The 18,750-nt window shown below is 72.8% G+C and carries 19 protein-coding genes and 1 pseudogene; 14 read left to right on the forward strand and 6 right to left on the reverse strand.

Translation table 11 applies throughout. The annotated features are described in order from the left end of the window. Nucleotide 1: 1 nt before the first annotated feature. On the reverse strand, nt 2–382 hold the full coding sequence (locus A3CQ_RS0148595; protein ID WP_040434282.1) for a YciI family protein: 381 nt from the start codon (nt 380–382) through the stop codon (nt 2–4). 133 nt (nt 383–515) lie between these two features. Between A3CQ_RS0148595 and A3CQ_RS0148600 the strand changes: the two genes are divergently transcribed. The 3 genes from A3CQ_RS0148600 to A3CQ_RS0148610 all read left to right on the forward strand — a co-directional run bounded on the left by A3CQ_RS0148600 (nt 516) and on the right by A3CQ_RS0148610 (nt 2,738). Further along, a complete protein-coding gene (locus tag A3CQ_RS0148600; protein ID WP_020518246.1) occupies nt 516–1,535 on the forward strand; it encodes a methyltransferase in 1,020 nt (339 codons plus the stop codon). A 141-nt stretch (nt 1,536–1,676) separates the two neighbouring features. Next, entirely contained in the window at nt 1,677–1,934 is a 258-nt protein-coding gene (locus A3CQ_RS0148605) for a hypothetical protein (RefSeq protein WP_020518247.1), read from the forward strand. 27 nt (nt 1,935–1,961) lie between these two features. Continuing rightward, complete coding sequence (locus A3CQ_RS0148610) at nt 1,962–2,738, forward strand: esterase/lipase family protein (RefSeq protein WP_157297211.1); 777 nt, start codon at nt 1,962–1,964, stop codon at nt 2,736–2,738. Between the two features lie 60 nt (nt 2,739–2,798). Here the strand turns inward: A3CQ_RS0148610 and A3CQ_RS0148615 are convergent, their stop codons facing one another. Next, on the reverse strand, nt 2,799–4,271 hold the full coding sequence (locus A3CQ_RS0148615; RefSeq protein ID WP_020518249.1) for an alpha/beta hydrolase: 1,473 nt from the start codon (nt 4,269–4,271) through the stop codon (nt 2,799–2,801). 127 nt (nt 4,272–4,398) lie between these two features. Between A3CQ_RS0148615 and A3CQ_RS0148620 the strand changes: the two genes are divergently transcribed. The 8 genes and pseudogenes from A3CQ_RS0148620 to A3CQ_RS0148655 all read left to right on the forward strand — a co-directional run bounded on the left by A3CQ_RS0148620 (nt 4,399) and on the right by A3CQ_RS0148655 (nt 11,719). Then, nucleotides 4,399–5,571 (forward strand): PP2C family protein-serine/threonine phosphatase, encoded by a 1,173-nt coding sequence (locus A3CQ_RS0148620; protein WP_020518250.1) that lies wholly within the window; start codon nt 4,399–4,401, stop codon nt 5,569–5,571. A 12-nt stretch (nt 5,572–5,583) separates the two neighbouring features. Continuing rightward, nucleotides 5,584–6,693, forward strand: coding sequence for a LolA-like protein (locus tag A3CQ_RS0148625; protein WP_020518251.1), 1,110 nt, complete (start codon nt 5,584–5,586; stop codon nt 6,691–6,693). Beyond that, complete coding sequence (locus A3CQ_RS0148630) at nt 6,690–7,601, forward strand: ABC transporter ATP-binding protein (RefSeq protein ID WP_020518252.1); 912 nt, start codon at nt 6,690–6,692, stop codon at nt 7,599–7,601. The genes A3CQ_RS0148625 and A3CQ_RS0148630 overlap by 4 nt, the downstream gene beginning before the upstream one ends. Then, a complete protein-coding gene (locus tag A3CQ_RS0148635) occupies nt 7,598–8,431 on the forward strand; it encodes an ABC transporter permease (protein ID WP_020518253.1) in 834 nt (277 codons plus the stop codon). Before A3CQ_RS0148630 ends, A3CQ_RS0148635 begins: the two co-directional genes overlap by 4 nt. A 263-nt stretch (nt 8,432–8,694) precedes the next feature. Further along, nucleotides 8,695–8,894: pseudogene (locus A3CQ_RS59955) on the forward strand (helix-turn-helix domain-containing protein); the annotation flags it as partial. A gap of 487 nt (nt 8,895–9,381) precedes the next feature. After that, complete coding sequence (locus A3CQ_RS61555; RefSeq protein ID WP_020518255.1) at nt 9,382–10,317, forward strand: DUF6282 family protein; 936 nt, start codon at nt 9,382–9,384, stop codon at nt 10,315–10,317. Continuing rightward, nucleotides 10,314–10,877 carry a carboxymuconolactone decarboxylase family protein gene (locus A3CQ_RS0148650; protein ID WP_020518256.1) on the forward strand — a complete coding sequence of 188 codons (564 nt, stop codon included), beginning with the start codon at nt 10,314–10,316 and terminating at the stop codon, nt 10,875–10,877. The genes A3CQ_RS61555 and A3CQ_RS0148650 overlap by 4 nt, the downstream gene beginning before the upstream one ends. Continuing rightward, nucleotides 10,874–11,719 (forward strand): N-acyl homoserine lactonase family protein, encoded by an 846-nt coding sequence (locus tag A3CQ_RS0148655; protein WP_020518257.1) that lies wholly within the window; start codon nt 10,874–10,876, stop codon nt 11,717–11,719. The genes A3CQ_RS0148650 and A3CQ_RS0148655 overlap by 4 nt, the downstream gene beginning before the upstream one ends. On the opposite strand, the gene A3CQ_RS56600 is transcribed toward A3CQ_RS0148655, so the two are convergent. From A3CQ_RS56600 to A3CQ_RS0148670, 3 genes are read right to left on the reverse strand one after another with little or no spacing between them, the layout of a single operon-like run. Next, nucleotides 11,703–13,151, reverse strand: a complete 1,449-nt coding sequence (locus A3CQ_RS56600; RefSeq protein WP_020518258.1) for a flavin-containing monooxygenase — start codon at nt 13,149–13,151, stop codon at nt 11,703–11,705. The two genes, A3CQ_RS0148655 and A3CQ_RS56600, sit on opposite strands and share 17 nt — an antisense overlap. Further along, complete coding sequence (locus A3CQ_RS0148665) at nt 13,148–14,056, reverse strand: cupin domain-containing protein (RefSeq protein WP_020518259.1); 909 nt, start codon at nt 14,054–14,056, stop codon at nt 13,148–13,150. The genes A3CQ_RS56600 and A3CQ_RS0148665 overlap by 4 nt, the downstream gene beginning before the upstream one ends. Continuing rightward, nucleotides 14,046–14,828 (reverse strand): HpcH/HpaI aldolase family protein, encoded by a 783-nt coding sequence (locus A3CQ_RS0148670; protein WP_063713687.1) that lies wholly within the window; start codon nt 14,826–14,828, stop codon nt 14,046–14,048. Before A3CQ_RS0148670 ends, A3CQ_RS0148665 begins: the two co-directional genes overlap by 11 nt. Before the next feature lie 106 nt (nt 14,829–14,934). On the opposite strand from A3CQ_RS0148670, the gene A3CQ_RS56605 reads away from it, so the two are divergent. From A3CQ_RS56605 to A3CQ_RS0148685, 3 genes are read left to right on the forward strand one after another with little or no spacing between them, the layout of a single operon-like run. Continuing rightward, nucleotides 14,935–15,612, forward strand: coding sequence for a GntR family transcriptional regulator (locus tag A3CQ_RS56605; RefSeq protein WP_040434286.1), 678 nt, complete (start codon nt 14,935–14,937; stop codon nt 15,610–15,612). A 39-nt stretch (nt 15,613–15,651) separates the two neighbouring features. Continuing rightward, nucleotides 15,652–16,050 carry a carboxymuconolactone decarboxylase family protein gene (locus tag A3CQ_RS0148680; RefSeq protein ID WP_020518262.1) on the forward strand — a complete coding sequence of 133 codons (399 nt, stop codon included), beginning with the start codon at nt 15,652–15,654 and terminating at the stop codon, nt 16,048–16,050. Continuing rightward, the gene (locus A3CQ_RS0148685) at nt 16,047–17,738 is read left to right on the forward strand and encodes a thiamine pyrophosphate-binding protein (RefSeq protein ID WP_020518263.1); all 1,692 of its coding nucleotides are present in this window, start codon (nt 16,047–16,049) and stop codon (nt 17,736–17,738) included. Before A3CQ_RS0148680 ends, A3CQ_RS0148685 begins: the two co-directional genes overlap by 4 nt. Here the strand turns inward: A3CQ_RS0148685 and A3CQ_RS0148690 are convergent. Further along, entirely contained in the window at nt 17,726–18,556 is an 831-nt protein-coding gene (locus A3CQ_RS0148690; protein ID WP_020518264.1) for an SDR family NAD(P)-dependent oxidoreductase, read from the reverse strand. The two genes, A3CQ_RS0148685 and A3CQ_RS0148690, sit on opposite strands and share 13 nt — an antisense overlap. Nucleotides 18,557–18,750: the final 194 nt, after the last annotated feature.

Below are 18,750 nucleotides of genomic sequence, written 5' to 3' on the forward strand. Positions count from 1 at the left end.
CTCACTTCGGTTCGGCGCCGGTACGCCGAGACTGCCCGGTCATCCGGAACCGGTGCACCTCCTGCGGCCAGTCGAGCGCGGTCGCGAGCCGGCCGGCCCAGTATCGCGCCGCCTCGTCGTCGGACACCTGGACGACGCAGAAGCCGCCGAGGTGCTCCTTGGTCTCGGCGTACGGCCCGTCGGTGAAGGCGGCCTTGCCGTCGACCGACTCGACACTGCACAGCGCGGTGGACCGATCGAGACCGCCGTTGGTGAAGATCAGGACATCCTGGTCCTTCATCTCCTCGAGCACGACCCGGGCGGCCACGGCCTTGTCGTTGATCTGCTGCTCCGTGTGGTCGGGCACCCATTCGTCGTTGAAGGTGATCAGATACTCCGTCACGGTCGTCTCCTCCTGCTCCCGAGGTGCGGGCCGGCCGACCCACACCAATTCCACGAACGGCCGCGCCCCGATACGACACCATCCCGGAAGTTACCCGTGAACGCACCCCGCCGGGCCTGCGACGATCCTCCTCATGAGCGAGCATGCCGATCGTCGCCGCCACCTGCTCGGCCTGATCAACGGGTTCCGGATCTCGCAGGCCCTGTACGTCGCGGCGGTACTGCGTCTGTCCGACCTCCTCGCCGAGCGCCCGCGCACCGCCGACGACCTGGCCGCGGTCACCGGCTGCGACCCGCGCGCACTGCACCGGCTGCTGCGCGCCCTCGCCACTGCCGGCGTCTACGCGGAGGCGCCCGACGGGAGCTTCGCCTCGACCGCGCTCGGCGCCGAGTTGCGCGCCGAGGGCCTCGGCGACTGGGCCGCGTTCGCCGGCGCCCCGTCGATGTGGGGCGCTTGGGGCGCGCTCGAGCACAGCGTCCGTACCGGCGAAAATGCCTTTGAATCGGTGCACGGCGCGACCGTGTGGGAGTACCGCGCCCGCAACCCCGCGGCCGGCGCCGGCTTCGACGCGGCCATGGCCGCCTTGTCCCGCCACGTCGCCGACGCCGTCCTCGAGGCGTACGACTTCGCCGGGTTCGGCACGGTCGCCGACGTCGGCGGCGGCAACGGCGCCCTGCTCGCGACGGTGCTGAGCCGCCACCCGTATCTGCGCGGCCTCCTGCTCGACCAGCCGCACGTCGTCGAGGCCGCACCGGCCGTGCTCGCGGCGGCCGGCGTGGCCGATCGCTGCGAGGTCCATCCCGGCGATCTCTTCACGGCCGTCCCGCCCGGCGCCGACGCCTACCTGCTGAAGTCGATCCTGCACGACTGGCCCGACGAGCGGGCCCTGGCCATCGCCCGCACCTGCCGCCGCGCGATGCACCCCGGCTCGGTGATGCTGGTGCTGGAGCGGGTGCTCACCGGACCGCCGTATCCGCCCGCGGACCTGCCGGCGGCGTTCTCGGATCTCAACATGCTGGTCGGGCCCGGCGGTCAGGAACGCACGCGCGCCGAGTACGAGGCCCTGCTCGGCGCGGCCGGCCTGCGCGTGACCCGCGTCGTGCCCACCACCACGGATGTCTCCGTGATCGAGGCAGTGCCGGTTGAGCCGTAGGCGGCCGGGATGGTACCGGAGGGCGGCTCCCCGCCGGTGTGTCCTACGGGAACGCACCGTCGGCGGGACTGGCGATCGGCTTCGCGACTACGATCGCGACATGCGAAAAGAACTCGACGGTGTCAGCGCCTCGGAGCTGCGGTGACGGCCGGCGCGCAGGCGACGTTCGTCGTCGAATACCCGTGTGACCGGTTCTGCCGGATCGAGGTGGAGCTGGTCGGTGAGCGGGACGACCTCACGCTGCGGCAGATGCGGGAGAAGGCGGAGGGGCTGCACCGCCGCATCCACGACCCGGAAGGGGCCGAATCGCCTGAGCCGGTCGTCGCCGATCCGAAGGCGGCGCAGCGTCCCGCGGCGACCGTGTTCCGTTCCGCGCCCGCCGCCGACCCTCGGAGGTAGTCCGGCGGGGAGCGGCATGATGGAGGGGTGTCACCTCGACGGCGGTTGCTGCTGGGCGGCGCCGCCGCGGCCGTGATCGTCGCGCTGGTGGTCGTGGCCGGCGTCCGGATCTTCGGCGGCAGGGACAGCGGTGTCCGCCCCGATCAGGCGCGGCCCGGCACCGTACTGCTGGTTCCGGGCTATGGCGGCAGTCGCACCGCCCTGAGCCGGCTTGCCGAGCGACTGAACGAGGCCGGCCGCACCACCGACGTGCTGACGCTGCCCGGGGACGGCACCGGCGACCTGCTAGCGCAGGCCAAAGTCCTCGATGATGCCGTACGCGCCGCGCTGCGCGACGGTTCGTCGTCGGTGGACGTGATCGGCTACTCGGCCGGCGGCGTGGTGACCCGGCTCTGGGTGGACCGGCACGACGGCGCCCAGGTGGCCCGGCGGATCGTGACGCTCGGCTCCCCGCTGCACGGCGCCCGCATCGCCGGCGAAGGCGCCGCGCTGGCACCCGATGCCTGCCCGCGAGCCTGTCGCGAGCTGGCTCCCGGCAGCGACCTGCTGACCAGCATCGACGGCCCGCTGCCGGACGGCCTGCCCTGGCTGTCCATCTGGACCGAGAACGACGAGACCGTCCAACCGCCCGACTCGGCCCGGCTGGACGGCGCGATCAACGTGCCCCTGCAGAGCATCTGCCCCACCGCCCGGGTGGCCCACGGCGACCTGCCCACCGACCCGTCCGTGACGGCTCTGGTGCTGCGCGCCCTCGGCACCTCCCCCCTGACCCAGCCGACCGCCTGCCCGACCGGTCCCGGCTAGGGACCGTTCGGAACCGCCGTTCCGTGCCGGTCGCACAGGGTGGGTTGGTTCGTGTGCGTATCAGTCGGTGCACACCTGGTCCGGGCCGGGGAGCGTCCGATCGATCAGGTAGCGGTCCATCACGGCGCGGGCGCACGGCGAGACGAGGTACGACGTGTGGCCGTCGCCGACCCGGGTGAAGACCACACTGCCCCGGATCTGCCCGGCGACGACGTGCGCCCACTTGTAGGTGGTGTTGGCGTCGTGCGTCGCGTTGACGATCAGAATCGGGGGCACCCCGCGCACGTCCAGCGCGCGGGACGGGTTCGACGGCGGCACCGGCCAGCCGATGCAGCGATTGATCAGCCAGCTCTGGCTCCCGCCCTGCAGGTGGGGCGCCAGGTACCGGCCGAGCTGAATGCGGCGCTGCATGTCCGCGAAGGTCCGCACCTCCAGCTGATAGTCCTGACAGACCACCGAGAGCGCACCGAAGAGACCCTCGGTGGGGCTTTGCAGCGGCGGGGTGGCGAAGGCCGACGCGTCGCCGGCCAGGGTGTCGCGGATCGCGGCGCCCAGCCGGAGCCAGCCGGAGACCGGGGCGAAGACGGTGGGTTCCTTGAACTCCAGGAACGGCGGCGTGGCCATCCGGATGTCCTCACCGGTGACCGGGTGGTCCGCGCCGGGCACCGGCATCGGCGACGCGTCGGCACGCGCGACGATCTCGTCGTAGGCGCGAGCCACGTCCTGTCCCGCCATCGCGCAGGCCGACGTCGTCCGGCACCACTCGGCGAAACGGTTGAACGCGTCCTCGACGGTGGCGATCTCGTCGGCCAGCAGGCCCACGCTCGACGCGCTGTGGTCCAGCGCGCCGTCGAACACCATCGCCCGGACCCGGCCCGGGAAGAGCTCCGCGTAGTTGGCCCCGATCTGGGTGCCGTAGGACAGGCCCAGCCAGTTGAACTTCTGCTCACCGATGGCGATCCGTGCCGCCTCGTGGTCGCGGGCAACGCTGACAGTGTCGACATGGCCGAGCAGCGCGCCGGTCCGTTCCAGGCAGCCCCGGCCGAGCTCGCGGTTCTGCCGGACCATCTGCGCGAACTGCGCCTCGGTACGCGGGAACAGGGTGTAGCCGGGCTGCGGTCCCGGGACGCGGCAGGTCACGGGGGTGCTGCCGGCGATGCCCCGCGGGTCGACGCCGACGATGTCGAAGCGGGCCACGAGCTCGGGCGAGAAGATCAGGTCGGCGTTGGCGGCGATCGCGGCGCCCTCGCCTCCGGGCCCGCCGGGGTTGACGAACAGCGCGCCGACGCGGTGGGCGCGGTCGGTGGCCAGGCGGCGGGCGATGGCCAGTGTGATCTTCTCGCCGCCCGGCCGGGACCAGTCCAGCGGCACTCGCATGGTGCCGCACTGGGCGTCCGGCCGGTCCGGGCACGGCGTCCAGCTGATCGGATACGGGTTCGGCCGGGTACCCGACGCTCCCACCGCCGCCGACGCGCTCGGTGCGGCCGCGACGATCCCGAGCGTCAGGGCAAGGGCGAGCAGACGTGTTCTCACGGCATTCCTCCGAACCGTCGCGAATGCACCAGCCTGGTCGGTTGCGCCCCCGGCGGCATCATCCGCCCGGGGTGGTCGCCACGCTGTCGCGCTGCGGTTTCGCCGTACGGGCAGGAAGATGGGTCTGATGCTCGCGTCGATGGAGGCCGTACGCCGGCTCATGGATCTGAGGCACCACGGCCGGGCCGAGGACCTGCCGAGGGTGCTCGCGTCGGCCGCGCCCCTGCTCGACGCTCGTACCGCCACCGTGCTCCTGGTCGACTACGGTCAGGTGGCGCTGCACCCGCTGCGCGCAAGCGGGGCCGCCCGGGCGACCGTGCGGGCGGTGGACGGCACGCCGGCCGGCCGCGCCTTCACGACGGCCCAGCCGCAGTGGCTCGACGAGGGCGACGGCGGAGTGCTGTGGCTGCCGCTGCTGCACGGAGCCGAGCGGCTGGGCGTCTTCGAGCTCCGGGTCAAGGCCCGCCCGCCGGACTCCGCGCGGCAGGACCTCGAGGTGATCGCGGCCCTGGTCGCCGAGCTGATCGCCAGCCGGCGCTTCTACGGCGACGCGGTCGAGCACACCCGCCGGCGGTTGCCCATGCAGCTGGCCGCGGAGATCATCTGGAACCAGCTGCCGCCGCTCACCCTGACGGTCGACGGGACCACGGTCGCCGCCGTGCTCGAACCGTGCTACGACGTGGGCGGCGACGCGTTCGACTACGCGGCCAACGGTGACGTCCTGCACGTCGCGCTCTTCGACACGGTCGGTCACGGGATCGCCGCGAGCGCGCTGACCACGCTGACGTTGAACACGTACCGCAACGCCCGCCGGTCCGGCCTCTCCCTGACCGACACGTGCCGGTCGATCGACAAGTGGATCCGCGCGCAGTATCCGGGCGCCTTCGTCACCGCGCTGGTGGCCGAGCTGGACATGCCGACCGGCCGGTACCGGCGGATCAGTGCCGGTCATCCCGCCGAGCTCTTCGTGCGAGGCGGACGGGCACTCCCCCCGCTTCCCGCGCCCAACGCACTGCCGCTCGGCCTCGGCCACATGGTCGCGCGCCCGCCGCGCGTCATCGAGGAGCAGCTGGAGCCGGGCGACTCGCTGGTCCTCTACACGGACGGCATCACCGAGGCGCGGGACGCGTCGGGCACGCAGTTCGGAGTGGAACGGCTCAGCGAGTTCCTGGTGGACGCCCTGCGCCAGGGCACCCCGGCGGCGGAGACGATGCGCCGCCTGATCCGCGCCATCGTCTCCTACGAAGAGGGGGAACTGCGCGACGACGCCACCGCCGCGATGCTCCGCTGGCGCGGGTAGCTTTGCTGGCCTATGGTCCGCACCGTCGTCGCCGCGCAGGGACTTCGCCGGTGGGCCCTCGTGCTGGGGCTCGTCGCCGTGCTCGCCGCTGTCCCGGTGACGATCGCGGTCTGGCCCGCCCCCGCGGCCGGCGTCGAGCCCGCGACCCTGCGGGCCCGGATTGCCGCATCCGGCGCGCAGGCCTATCACGGGTACGCGCAGAGCACCGGCCTGCTCGGGCTGCCCGCGCTGCCCAACCTGGCGCAGGTCACGGCCCTGGCCAGCGGGACCACCGAGATGCGCACGTGGTACGCGGCCAAGGACCGCTGGCGGGTCGACGTGCTCGGCGAGGGCACCGAGCGGGACCTCTACCAGACCCCGCAGGCGCAGTTCGTCTGGGACTTCGGCGACAACCAGCTCACCCGGATCGAGGGCGACCAGCCGGTACGCCTCCCGCGGGCCGCCGACCTCACCCCGCCCGAGCTGGCGCGCCGGATCCTGACCACCGCCGCCGGTGACCGGGTCGAGGAGCTGGGCGGCAAGCGGGTCGCCGGGGTCGAGGCGGCCGGGCTGCGGCTGATCCCGGCGAGCGCGGACACCACCGTGGACCATGTGGACGTCTGGGCCGACCCGGGGAACGGGCTGCCGCTGCAGACCGAGATCACCGCGAAGGGCGGCAGCCGGCCGGTGTTCGTCACCCGCTTCCTGGAGATCCACTTCGGCGCGCCGGACGACGCCGTGCTGATCCCGCCGGCGCCGCGGCCGGGCATCGGGTACACGACCACCACCGCGCCCGACATTCTCGGCGCGATCAACCGGAGGCGGCCGGTGGCACTGCCGGCCGCGCTGGCGGGCCTTCCGCGCCGGGACGCGATCGCCGGCCTGTCCGCGGCCGGCGTCTACGGCACCGGGCTGAGCTCGGTCGTGGTGGCCGCGCTGCCCGGGCGCTTCGGCGGGCCCGCGTACCAGCAGATCGAGACGTACGGGCAGAAGATCGAAGGGGTCGACGCCGCCGTGATCGCCACCGGGTTGCTCAGCGTGCTCGCCGTGCGGGCCGGCAACCGGACGTACCTGGTCGCGGGCCTGGTCGGGACGCCACTGATGCAACGGCTCGCCGTCGGACTGGCGGAGGCGCCTGGATGATCACTACCCGGGACCTCACCAAGCGCTTCGGCCGCACCGTCGCGGTGGACGGCGTCGACCTCCACGTCCGCGAGGGCGACCGGTACGGGTTGCTCGGCCCGAACGGCTCCGGCAAGACCACCCTCGTACGCATGCTGCTTGGTCTTGTCTTTGCGACGCGTGGCGAGATCGAGGTGCTCGGGCAACCGGTGCCCAAACGGGTCCGGGAGGTGTTGCCCTCGATCGGCGCGATGGTCGAGGGCCCGGGCGCGTACCCGAACCTGTCCGGGCGCACCAACCTGGCACTCTTCGACGCGGCCGGGCCCGGGGGCTCGCGACGGGATCGCCGCAAACGGGTGGACGAGGCGCTGGAACGGGTCGGCCTGGCCGGCATCGACCGCCGACCGGTCCGCGCGTACTCGCTGGGCATGCGGCAGCGGCTCGGACTGGCCGGCGCCCTGCTGCGCACACCGCGGCTGCTGATCCTGGACGAGCCGACCAACGGGCTCGACCCGCGCGGCATCCGGGAGATCCGTGACCTGCTCGCCGAGCTGAACGGCGAGGGCGCCACCGTGTTCCTCTCCAGCCACCTGCTCGCCGAGGTCGACGCGCTCTGCACCCGGGTCGGCGTGATGGACCGCGGACGTCTGGTCGTGCAGGACGAACTGGACGATCTGCGCACACCGACCGGCCGGGTGACCGTGGGCACGCCGACTCCCGAACGGGCGCTGGCCCTGCTGGACGGCCGCGTCGAAAACCATCAAGGACAATTTCTGACCGTACGCCACGACGACCCGGGCACGCTCAACGCCGAGCTGGTCGCGGCCGGGGTGACGGTGACCGCGCTCGCCGTCGAGCGGCGCACGCTGGAACAGGTCGTGCTGGACGCGACCACCACCAGCGCCGACCGGGTGGAGGCGGGCCGATGATCCGGGTCGAGCTCGCGAAACTCTTCCGGCGCCCCCGGACGTACGTGATCGCGGGCCTGCTCTGTGCCCTGCCGTTCACGGTGGCCGTCTTCCTGGCCACCACCCGGATCCCGCCGCCGCCCGGTCAGGGTGGGGCCTTCCTGTCGGCGGTGCTGAGCAACGGCACGCTCTACCCGGCCGCGGCGATGGCGCTGGTGCTGCCGGTCTTCCTGCCGGTGTCGGTGGCGGTGCTGGCCGGCGACTCCGTGGCCGGCGAGGCGTCAACCGGCACGTTGCGCTACCTGCTGATCCGCCCGGTCGGCCGCTCCCGGCTGCTGGTCGCCAAGCTGGTCTCGCTGGTGACCTTCGTGCTGTTCGCGATCATGACGGTGCTGATCACGTCGTACGTCACCGGGCTTGTGCTTTTCGGGGTGGGCACGAGCGCGGCCGGCGTGACCCTGCCGCCCGACGTGACCTCGCTGTCCGGGGTCACCATCAGCCCGGCCGGCCTGGTGCTCCGCCTGCTCGGCACGGTGGCGTACATCGTGATCTCGATGCTCGGCGTGGCCGCGATCGCGCTGTTCCTCTCGACCGTCACCGACTCGGCACTCGGCGCCGCGATGGGCGCCCTCGCCGTGCTGGTGACCAGCCAGGTCCTGGTCACGCTGGACGCGGCGGCGGCGATCCGCCCCTACCTGCCGACCCGCTACTGGCTGGCCTGGGTCGACTTCTTCCGCGAGCCGGTCCTGTGGCGCGACATCGAGCGGGGCGCCGGCATCCAGCTGGTCTACCTGGTGGTCTTGCTCGGCGCGGCCTGGGCAAACTTCCTCACGAAGGACATCGCGAACTGACGCGCCGCGTTCATCGTCTCGGGTCCTCCAGACCTACGCTCGTGCCGAGCGTAGGTCTGCGTCCGATCGGCTACGGCCGTGAGCGCGCCGCGTCGGCCCGCCCGGCTTTGGGTATGGTCCGGCTGGGCGTGCCATGGCCCGGGCTGCTACGTGGTTGCGGCGAGTCCGGCCTCTCTCGGCGGACGATATCCGTCAAATGTGGTGAACGTGGCGCAGCGATGGATCTCGCCCGGTCGCCCCCCGCGGGACATTGCTGAGATCCGATGCCCCAACCGGGAGCCTCGCTGTGCTGTCTTACCCTGCCGCGATTCCGAAACCGGTGTGACCAGCGGCGATCCTGGTGGCGGCGGCTCGACCCGGCCGGCAGGCCCTGCTCGCTCTGGCCTACCTGCGTAACGGCGACACCCTGACCCGGCTGGCCTGCGGATTCCAGATCGGCGTCACGACCGCTTGGCGTTACGTCGCGAAGCCATCGTGTCGATGATGGTGTGGGTGCGGGCCGCGGTCAGGTCGTGAACCCCGCCGGGCTGCTGCCCCCGCCGCGCAACCGCGATCGTGCAGGCCATCCTCGTCCTGCACCACAACGAGAAGAAGGGCGAAAAGAACATCTATCGGAGCATCCAGGACGGAGCGGAGTTCCTGCTTTGCCCGGAGTGTGACTCAGTGTGGTTGGAGGGCGAGGACACGTCGCGGTGGGCGAAGCACCACCTGCCCGATGTCTTCGCCGGTCACCAGTTTCTGCCCGGGCGGCGCATCCCGGCCGGTGTGAGCCGCAAACCGCCGGCCACGCGCCTATGCGAAGCTCCTCCACCTCGGCCGCGCCGGGCGGCTCCTTCGCCACCAAGTCCAGAGCGTCCTGGGATTCGGTGGCCGGCGGCTCCGCTTCGTCGGCCTCGACCCGACCTGACGCGTCATTGAGTCTGTCGTCATACCGTCATACAATCTGCCGGATGACCGAGCCGAACCAGGAGCTGCTCGCGGCGGCCCAGCCCGATCAGTTCGACCGCCTGTTGCGCGGTGCGATCGACGTGCACGTCCACGGGCAGCCGGACGTGTCGGCGGAGTTGCCGAACCGGGGCGACGACATCGCCGTCGCGCGGCTCGCCCGGGCGTACGGGATGGCGGGGTGGGTCTTGAAGTCCCACCTGTGGTCGACCACCGACCGGGCCCGCGCGGTGCGGGAGGCGCTGCCCGGGACGGGGTTCACCGTGCACGGCAGCATCACGCTCAACCCGCCGGCCGGCGGGCTCGAACCCAGCGTCGTCGAGCTGGCGGCGGCACACGGCGCCCGGGTGGTGTTCCTGCCGACCTGGGGCTCCGCCGCGGACGCCGCCCGCGACGGGTACATCGCCATGCTGCTGCGGCGGGCCGCGCCGTCGTTCGCGGAATACCACGCGCGGACGACCGTCACGCTGCTCGACGGCTCCGGCGCGCTGTCCGGGCGGGCCCGCGCCGTCGTCGATGCCTGCCGCGCGCTCGGCCTCGCGCTGGCCACCGGGCACGCCTCCGTCGCGGAGAGCCGGGCGGTCGCCGCCTACTGCGCCCGGGCCGGCCAGCGACTGCTGATCACCCATCCACTGCACTACACGACCGACCCGGCCGTGCTGCGCGACCTCGCCGACACCGGCGCCTTCCTCGAGTTCTGCAACGCGCCGCTGGTGCATCCGGACGGGCACCTGACGATCCGGGACGTGCACGAGGCCCTGGCCGCGGTCGGGCCGGGGCGGGCGATCCTCACCACCGACGTGTTCTCGCGATGGGCGCCGCCCGAGCCGGAGTGCCTGCGCATGTTCGTCGAGCAGCTCGCCTATCTCGGCTGGACCGCCGGGCAGATCGGCACCATGGTTTCCACCAACCCCCGAGCGTTCCTGGGAGAACCGGCATGAGAGTCGACGACGTCGATCCGGCGGACATGACCGACGACCAGCGGGCCCTCTACGACTGGTACGCCACCGGCCCGCGCGCGGCGCCGGACAGCCCGTTCACGCTGGTCACGCCGGACGGACGGCTCCAGGGGCCGCCCGCGGTCTGGATCCTCAGCCCGGCGTTCGGCCACGCGCTGCAGAAGATCGGCGGCGCGGTCCGGTTCGGCTCGCGGCTGCCGGCCCGGGCCCGGGAGATCGCGATCCTGCTCGTCGGGGAGCACCACGACAGCCCCTTCGAGCTGCACGCCCACCGGCTCGCGGGCGCGGCCGCCGGCCTGACCCCGGACGACCTCGCGGCACTGGCGGACGGCAAGGAGCCGGCCGGCCTGTCCGAGGTCGAGGCGTGCTGCTTCCGCACGACCGTGCGGATCCTCGGGCGGGGCACGCTCGACGACGACGAGTACGCGACCGCGGTCGGCGCGCTCGGCGAGGCCGGCCTGTTCGAGCTGGTCACCATCGTCGGCTACTACACGATGGTGGCCTGGCAGCTCGCGGTCTTCGACGTCCGGCCGCCGTCGTGAGCTGGTCCGTCTGGATCCTCGAGTACGGCTACGTCGACCGGTTCCCGGCGAGCAACCTGTTCGCCGCCCAGCCGAACGAGGGCCACCGGCGGATGCCGTACTGCTTCGGTCTGCTGCGCTCGGCCGACCGCTGCGTGCTGGTCGACACCGGCTTCGCGGACGAGGCGGCCTATGGGCGGCTCACCGCGAAGTACGGCGAGACCCGCTGGCGCGCGCCGGTCGACGTGCTCGCCCGGGTGGGTGTGCGTCCCGGGCAGGTGGACACCGTGCTGCTGACTCACAACCACTTCGACCACGCCGGTTGCGTCGACGCTTTCCCGGAGGCGCACGTCTGGATCCAGCGGCGGGAGATCGAGAGCTACCTCGCCGCGGCCGCGCGGCCCGCCCGGTACGAGTTCCTGACCCGGTCGTGCCAGGCCGACCTGCCGGGCCGGCTCGCCGCCCGCCCGCACACGCTGGCCGACGGCCCGGCCGAGGTCGCGCCGGGCCTCGAGCTGTGGCCGGCCCACGACACCCATACGGCCGGCTCGCAGCTGGTCGCGGTCACCAACGAGGCGGACGGCGCCTGGCTGTTCGCCGGGGACAACGTCTACAGCTACGAGAACCTCGAGGGCCTGCGCGGCGACGGCGTCCTCGCGCCGATCGCGATGACCACGGGCGGCGCGGCGGCCTGGCTCGATCTCGCCGACCGGATGCTGGCCGCGGTCGGCGGCGAGACCGGGCGGATCCTTCCGTTCCACGAGGCCGCGGTGTGGTCCCGCTTCCCGTCGGCCGCGTGGGACGACGGCCTGCACGTGGCGGAGGTGTCGCTGGCCGGCGGGCACCCTACGGTGCTGTCCTGATCCCGAACCGGGCGAGGACCCGGGTGGCCGCCGCGTAGAGCAGGTGGCCGCCCGGCCACTGGGTCACGTTGTGCCCGGCCGGGTCGTGGTAGTAGTTGTGGCAGCCGGCGTTCATCGCCGACGCGCTGGTCGTCATCCGCCGGTCGATCCACGCGAGGTACCGGCGGGCCGCCGCCGGCGACGTGTCGACGGTGCGCCGGGTGCGCGCCATCCGCCGCACGGCCCGCACCGCCACCTCGGCCTGCCGCTCCAGCTGCGCGATGACCGACACCCCGCCGTTGGTGTTGGGGCCGTAGAGGAGGAAGAAGTTCGGGAAGCCCGGCACCGTGATGCCGAGGAAGGCGCTGGCCCGCTCGCGCCAGGCGTCGTGGATGCTGCGACCGTCGCGGCCCTTGACGTCGATGCCGGCCAGGAAGCGGGTGGGCTGGAAGCCGGTGCTGAGCACGACCACGTCGACGTCGCGTTCCGTGCCGGTCTCGTCGACCACGCCGGTGGGGGTCACCCGGCGCACCGCGTGCGGCACGAGCTCGACGTTGTCGCGGTTCAGCGCGGGATAGAAGGTGGACGACAGGACCGGTCGCTTGCAGCCCCACGGGTAGTCCGGGGTCACCGCGCTCCGGGTCGCCGGGTCGTCGACGGCGCGGGCGATGAACCCCTGGCACAGCTCGCGCATCCGCCGCTGGCGGCGCGAGCCCACGTCGTACCCCCGGAATCGCCGGTTGCCGCGGTGGAAGATCAAGGCCCGGCTCAGCCGCTGGGCGAGCGGCACGTTCCGGTAGACCCAGCGCTCGCGCGGGCTCAGTTCGCGCTCGTTCTTGGGCTCGATCCAGCCGGGTTCGCGCTGGAAGACGTGCACCCGGCGGGCGACCGGCGCGATCGCCGGGACGATCTGCACGGCGGTCGACCCGGTGCCGACCACCGCGACCGACTTGCCGGCGAGGTCGTGCTCCTCCCAGCGCGAGGTGTGGAAGCACGGACCGGCGAAGGTGTCCAGCCCCGGCCACTCGGGATAGCGCGGCACGCTGAGCAGGCCGAGCGCGGAGACGACCGCGTCGAACTCGGCGCTGTCGCCGTGCTCGGTGGACAGCGTGTAGCGGCCGGTCGACTCCTCCCACACCAGGTCGGTGACCCGGGTGTTCAGCCGCAGGTGCGGGGTCAGGCCGAAGCGCTCGACCACGTGCTCGGCGTACGCGAGCAGCTCGGGCTGGGTCGCGTGGGTACGCGGCCAGTCGTACTTGAGGAAGGAGAACGAGTACGCGTGCGAGTGCACGTCGACCTCGCAGCCGGGATAGCGGTTGTCGAACCAGGTCCCGCCCACCCCGGCCGACTGCTCGAAGATGACGAACGAGACGTCCCGGAGCCGCCGGAGCTTGACCGCGGCCGCGATGCCGCCCAGGCCCGCGCCGATGATCGCGACCCGCAGGGCCGTCATCGGGCGTCCGGCGCGGGATAGTCGGCGGCGTTGAACACCCAGCCCTCCATCGCCGAGAAGTCGAACCGCGGCGGCGAGAACACGTCGATGAGGTGGTTGGCGCCGGCCCCGATCGCCTCGCTGGTGTGCAGGGATGGCGGCGGGATGACGGTGACGGCCGGGGCGAGCACGGTCTCGTGCTCGTCCGCGCGCCACTGGGCCTTGTCGGTGGTCCACGGCCAGCGGATGTGGTGCGTGTACTCCCCCGCCAGCACGATCGAGCACTGCTCGAAGTCGTCGTGCTTGTGCGGCGAGAGCTTCGACGGGTCGCGGGGGCCCTGCTTGGGGTCGATGAAGTTGACCATGAACGTGGTGCAGCGGTAGAGGCGGAACGCCGGGTTGGCCAGCGGCGGCACGGTCAGGTCGTAGGCGCGCACCCGGTACCCGCCGAGCGGCTGGGGCCAGGGCTCGAACGGCGGGATGTTCTCGTGCGGCTCGGCGTAGGAGTCCGCGTTGGCGGCGAGGGTGGCCACGTCCTCCGAGCGCGTGGTCAGCAGCCGCAGCACGCGGCCCGTCCCGGTGACCGTGACCGTGCTGTCGCCGGGTGGCACGACCAGCATGGTGCGGCCGCGCGCCGAGACCTGCTCGCCGGGCGCGTCGACGACGGCCGCGAGCGCGTCGTCGGCCAGCAGCACCACATATTCGTCGGGCTGCCGCGAACGGGTGAAGGTGGCGGTGCCATCGATGTCCGAGTAGCCGACCACGAAGTTCTGGCCGCGGGCGTACCAGGTTGCGACATCGCCGGTCTTCTCGGCGGGCGCCAGGTCGCGGAGCCTGACGTGCTCGGAACCGGAGAACCGCTCGGGCGTCGCTGTCGCCGCGGCCGACGGCAGGGTGGAGCGCAGGTCGGTGGGGTCATACGCCATGAGGGTCTCCCATTTCCAAAAGCGAGGCCACGACGGACGAGGCGGCGCTCCTGAGCAGGCTGGTGTCGTTGCTGACCATCACGTACCGGAAGCCGCGATCGGCGGCCTCGCGGGCCTGGGCCGCGGTCTGCACGGCGGTGCCGGCCGGGACGCCCCGCTCCCCCGCGGCGGTCAGGAACCGGTCGGTGAGCCGCTGGAGGTCGGGGTCGGACTGCGGAAGGCCGGACGACAGCTGGAGGTCACCCATGCCGAGGAAGACCCCGTTGAGGCCGGGGACGTCGAGGATCTTCTCGACCGCCTCGATCGCGGCGCGCTCCTCGAGCTGCACGGCGCGCATGACCTCCTCGTCGCCGAAGCGGAGATACTCCGTACGGTCGAGGCCGCCCCACCGGCCGGCCCGGGAGGTGATGCCCATGCCGCGGTCGCCCGCGGGCGGGAAGAGCATCTGCCGGACGGTCGTGGCCGCCTCCTCGACGGTGGTCACCCGGGGCACCAGGATCCCGTCGACGCCGGCGTCGAGCAGCCGCTGCAGGTGGCTGCCGCTGCGGTCGGGCACCCGGACCAGGACCGACAGGCCGGCGCCCTGCGCCACCACGGTCGCCTGGTACGTGAACTCGAGCGTCAGCGGCGCGTGCTCCTGGTCGATCACGATGAAGTCGTACCCGGCGTCGGCCAGGATCTCGACCGGCTCGAGCGCCGGGATCTTGACCCAGGTACCGAAGAGACACCGGTCGGCCGTGGCCAGCCGGCGAGCGAAACCCAATCGCGCCATGATGGTTCCTCACAAGGGGTTTTGGGTCTCGGGAATGTATCATCGTCATACGATCTGACACAACCGGTACGATGGCAGCCACCACGGCGGAACAGGGGGTATGGCGATGACCCGAGCCGATGCGTTGCGGGTGGAGCGCGCCCCGGCCCTCATCCGTTCGCAGGTCACGGAAAACCTGCGCCAGGCGATCATCGACCGGCGGCTCGCGCCGGGCCAGCGGCTGATCGAGCGCGAGCTGGTCGAGCTCACCGGCGTCTCCCGCACCAGCGTGCGCGAGGCCCTGCGCGAGCTGGCCGCCGAGGGCCTGGTGACCGCGATCCCCAACAAGGGCACCGTGGTCACCAGCGTCAGCGCCGAGGAAGCGCGCCAGCTCTACGAGGTGCGCTCCGCACTGGAGGCGCTGGCCGGCCGGCTCTTCGTCGCGAACGCGAGCCCCGCCCAGCGCAAGGCCCTGACCCGCGCGCTCGAGAAGATCGACCGGCTCGCGGCGAGGGGCGCGCCGATCCTGGCCGCCAAGGACGCGTTCTACGACGTGCTGTTCGAGGGCGGCGGCAACGACGCGCTGCGGTCGGTGGTGGCCGGCCTGCACGCCCGGGTGAGCGTGCTGCGCTCGCTCTCGCTGTCGGTGCCGGGCCGGCTGCGGCACAGCCTCGAGGAGCTGCACGCCATCGTCGACGCCGTCGAGGCCGGCGACGCCGACGCCGCCGGGGCCGCCTGCGCCCGTCACGTCGAGGAGGCGGGCCGGGCCGGAAGGGTCGCGCTCGCCGAGCAGGACGCGGGCTGAGCCTTCCGCAAGATTGTATGACCGTCGTACGCTCCATCCATGACTGATGACGACGGCCGGCTCGAGCGCGGCACCCGGCTGCGGCGCGAGGTGCTCGGCGACGCCCACGTGGACCGGTCGATGGCGCAGGCCACCGACTTCACCCGGTCCCTCCAGGAGTACGTGACGGCGAGCTGCTGGGGCGACATCTGGTCGCGGCCCGGTCTCGACCGGCGCACCCGCAGCCTGCTCAACCTCGCGATGCTGACCGCGCTGAACCGCCCGCACGAGTTCTCGGTGCACGTGCGCGGCGCGCTGCGCAACGGCTGCACGGTCGAGGAGATCCAGGAGGTGCTGCTGCAGACCGCGGCGTACTGCGGCGCGCCGGCCGCCCTCGAGTCGTTCCGGCTCGCCGAGCGGGTGATCAACGAGGTGCTGACGGAAGCCCCGGCCGCATGACCGGCCGCACCGGCGCCCGGGTCGTCGCGGACATGCTCGACGGCTACGGCGTGACGCATGTGTTCCTGGTGCCGGCGATCCTGCGCCGCACGCTCGCCGAGCTCGAACGCCACCATCCGCACATCGAGCGGGTGGTCACGCACGGCGAGAAGGCGGCCGCCTACATGGCCGACGGCTACGCCCGGGTGTCCGGCCGCCCCGGCGTCGCGATGGCCCAGGTGGTCGGGGCGCTGAACCTCGCGGCCGGCCTGCGCGAGCCGTTCCTGGCCGGCTCCCCGGTGGTCGCGCTGACCGGCGGCCGGTCGCCGGCCACCCAGTTCCGCCACGTCTACCAGGAGGTCGACGACCTGCCCGCGTTCGGGCCGGTGACCAAGCTCAACGCGACCGTCGACGACGCCGGCCGGTTCCCCGACATGCTCCGGCACGCGTTCCGGGTGGCCACCACCGGCGCTCCCGGCCCGGTCCACCTGCAGATCCGGGGCAACGAGGGTCAGCTCGACGCCGAGGAGACCGACGCCTCACCGCTGGTCGAGCCGGAGTTCGGCCTCGTACCACCGATCCGCACCGCGCCGGACGAGGAGAGCGTGGCCGACGTGCTGCGGCTGCTGGCGGGGGCGGACCGGCCGGTCATCGTCGCCGGTGGCGGGGTGCGGCATTCGGGGGCCGGGGCCGAGCTCGTCGCGTTGGCCGAGGCGCTGGGCATCCCCGTGGCGACCTCCGCGAACGGCAAGGACACGATCCCGGGCACCCATCCGCTCTCGGCGGGCGTGGCCGGCTCGTACTCGCGGGAATGCGCCAACCAGGTCGTCGCCCGGGCCGACCTGGTCTGCTTCGTCGGCACCCGCACCGGAGGCATGACGACGCACTTCTGGGCCGTGCCGCCGATCGGCACCGCGGCGATCCAGATCGACATCGAGCCGTCCCACCTCGGGCGCAACTATCCGCTGCGGGCGTCGATCGCCGCCGACGCCAAGCTCACGCTGGCCCGGATGCTGGCGTCGGCCGCGGATCACGGGACACCGGACCGGACGGCCTGGCTCGCCGAGGTGGATCGGCTGAAGGCCGGCTGGCGGGCGCGCTACCGCGAGGTGCTCACCAGCGACGCGGTGCCGATCCGGCCCGAGCGCATCGCCGCCGAGCTGACCGCGGGCCTGCCCGCCGACGCGGTCCTGACGGTCGACACCGGGCATGCCGGCATGTGGATGGCGCAGTTCCACGACACCACCTCGCCGGGGCAGGGCTATCTGCGCAGCGCGGGCCACCTGGGCTGGGCGTTCTCGGCGGGAGTCGGCGCCAAGTGCGGCGCGCCGGAGCGGCCGGTGGTGGCGTTCACCGGCGACGCGGGGCTGTACTACCACCTCGGCGAGATCGAGACCGCGGTCCGGCGGCGGATCAATCTGGTCACGGTGGTGAACAACAACGGCGGCGGCAACCAGAGCAAAAGAGGCTTCGATCGGGCGTACGGGGGACAGCCCACCGGCCGCTCCCGGGAGCTGTGGACCTACCGCGACGTGGACTTCGCCCGCATCGCGGAGGAGATGGGCGCGCTCGGCATCCGGGTGGACCGGCCGGGCGACCTGGCCAAGGCGCTCGAGGTTGCCCTGAGCGCCGACCGGCCGGTGGTGGTCGACGTGCACACCGACATCGGCGTGGTCGCGCCCCTGCCGGTCACCGGTCAGGAGCCGTAGAGAGAGCGGTCGTAGGCGGCGAAGTCCCAGGCGCCGGCGCCGCCGGACGGCCGGACCGTGCTCACGATGCTCGCGCCGCCGTCGACCGAGACGACCTCCCCGGTCATGTACGCGGCGTCGTCGCCGAGCAGGAACGCGACCACGCCGGCCACGTCGTCGCCGGTGCCGGCCCGCCGCAGCGGTGTGCTCGCGGCCCGGCGCGACATGTCGTCCTTGCCGCCGGCCACCTCGGGCGTGGCGGCGAACAGGCCGGTGGGCACGATGCCGGGCGCGACGGCGTTCACCCGCACGCCCAGTGGGCCGCCGTACATCGCGGCGCCGCGCAGGAGGCCGAGCACCGCGTGCTTGGACGTCTGGTACGCCAACAGGTCGGCGCTGCCGCGCAGGCTGCCGATCGAGCCGGTGAGCACGATGCTCCCGGGGCCACCCTGCGCCGCGTACTGCCGGAAGGCCGCCCGGACGCCCAGGAAGACGCCGCGGACGTTGACCGCCATGACCCGGTCGAACTCGGCCGCGCTGAGCTCGGGCAGCGTGGCGAACGAGCCGGGGATGCCGGCGTTGAGATGGTGCAGGTCGATCCGGCCGAACCGGTCGACGGCGGCGGCCACGTACCGGGCGACGTCCTCCTCCGCCGAGACGTCGGCGCGCACCCAGTGCCCCTCGGTGGCGAGCGACTTGGCCACGGCCGCCGCCCGCTCCTCGTCGGTGTCCACCGCGACGACGTGGACTCCCTCGTCCGCGAGCCGCCGCGCGGTGGCCGCGCCGATGCCTCCGGCCGCGCCCGTCACCACGGCCACCTTGCCGGCCAGTCCGCGCATCCCCGGTCTCCTCTGGATTGTAGGGCAATCATACAATCATGCCACCTCGGCCGGTCTCCGGTCACCCCTGGAGATTTAACTTCCGAGAAGTACGGCGGAAATCTCGTCCGGACCTTGACACGCGTCGGGATGGATCACCTAGATTCCTCGTACCGGATATCCGGATGACCACCCCGCATTGCGGGACGGGCCCC

The organism is Paractinoplanes globisporus DSM 43857 (genome assembly GCF_000379645.1).
Taxonomy (GTDB): Bacteria; Actinomycetota; Actinomycetes; order Mycobacteriales; family Micromonosporaceae; genus Actinoplanes; species Actinoplanes globisporus.